We start from the raw sequence: 1176 nt of genomic DNA on the forward strand, positions 1-1176 counted from the left end.
GATAAACGCAGATAATTTTAGGGTGTTTTCCGATTTTTGCAATTCAAGTCTATTGAAAGCGATCCTCTAGGATAACCCTTTTTATCTTGCTAATAGGCTAGCACTAAAATGTCTGACTGACAACAAATCTCGCGAGTTCACCTGCGGCTGCGTTTGAGAGAGCTTTCCGTGATTTAAGGAGATGAATCTTCAAATTATATTAATTATCTCATTGGGAGTCAAATGTTAGCTTTCTAGGGCGATCGTACCGGAACTAATGGCAAACAAAAATCAAGAAAACTTTATAATGTAACAGAATGTAAAGTTTATTGGCGCCTAGCTAAGTATCGTTAATTAAATAATTTACACATATTTGTGGGATGGGCGGGAGAGCCCGTCCTTTCTGGACGGACGGGACGCCCATCCCACAAGAATAATAAAAATTGTAAGTTATTTAATTCTCATTCCTAAGTATCGTTAATTATTGATCTGGGCGATTGGGCCAAGAGGGATGGCTGCGCCGCGCGTACTCAAAGTCGCAGGTGCATTCATTAGTCATTTTACGGAAAGTTTTCTCAAATCTAGAGATTATAATTCTTCGCGTTTCCCAACATATTTTAATACCCCAGCCAGCACAAATATGCTGCCAAATATCCATCCAAACCAGCGATCGTCTTGACTTACCTTCAACGATTTGCGATCGGGATTTGCCACAAAATCATTAATTTTATTAGCAATATCATTTTTATTCCCCCAAGCAGTGTGGTAATTCGTAAACGGAATTTCGCCCGATTTGGTTAAAAGTACCACTCTGCTGCTACCCTTCCTACCTGTGGTAACTTTGCCTCCCAGTAAATTATCCAGAGATATTTCTTGAGTCTTTGAACTCGACAAGCTTGATTCTGTTAGTTGACAATTGCCTTGCTGAGATTCTATTTTCTGGCAACTTAAAGTTGTATTTTGTGCCGAAAAAACCAGCCACAATCCAACAACAATGAAGGGTACGCTAGACAATAAATCCAGCCAGATGTTAGAACTTTGAATTTTTAGTTCATTATATGGTGTTCCCTGGAGTTTTTTCATAAATTCATCCTGTTGATGACACAAAAACTTGAATTGCTGATTTTTGTGTGGTTTCCATTCTATAGCGATCCTAAATCATTTGCAAACAAATCTGGTTTCACTAATTGTGATTAA

General features: G+C 38.4%; 1 protein-coding gene. It reads right to left on the reverse strand.

Going from position 1 to position 1176, the window contains the following annotated elements; genetic code table 11:
* Window positions 1-567: 567 nt before the first annotated feature.
* Window positions 568-1062, reverse strand: a complete 495-nt coding sequence (locus tag QT974_RS34585; protein WP_333472854.1) for a hypothetical protein — start codon at window positions 1060-1062, stop codon at window positions 568-570.
* Window positions 1063-1176: the final 114 nt, after the last annotated feature.

This window comes from Microcoleus sp. BM001215392 (assembly GCF_036700185.1).
Classification (GTDB): Bacteria; Cyanobacteriota; Cyanobacteriia; order Cyanobacteriales; family Microcoleaceae; genus Microcoleus.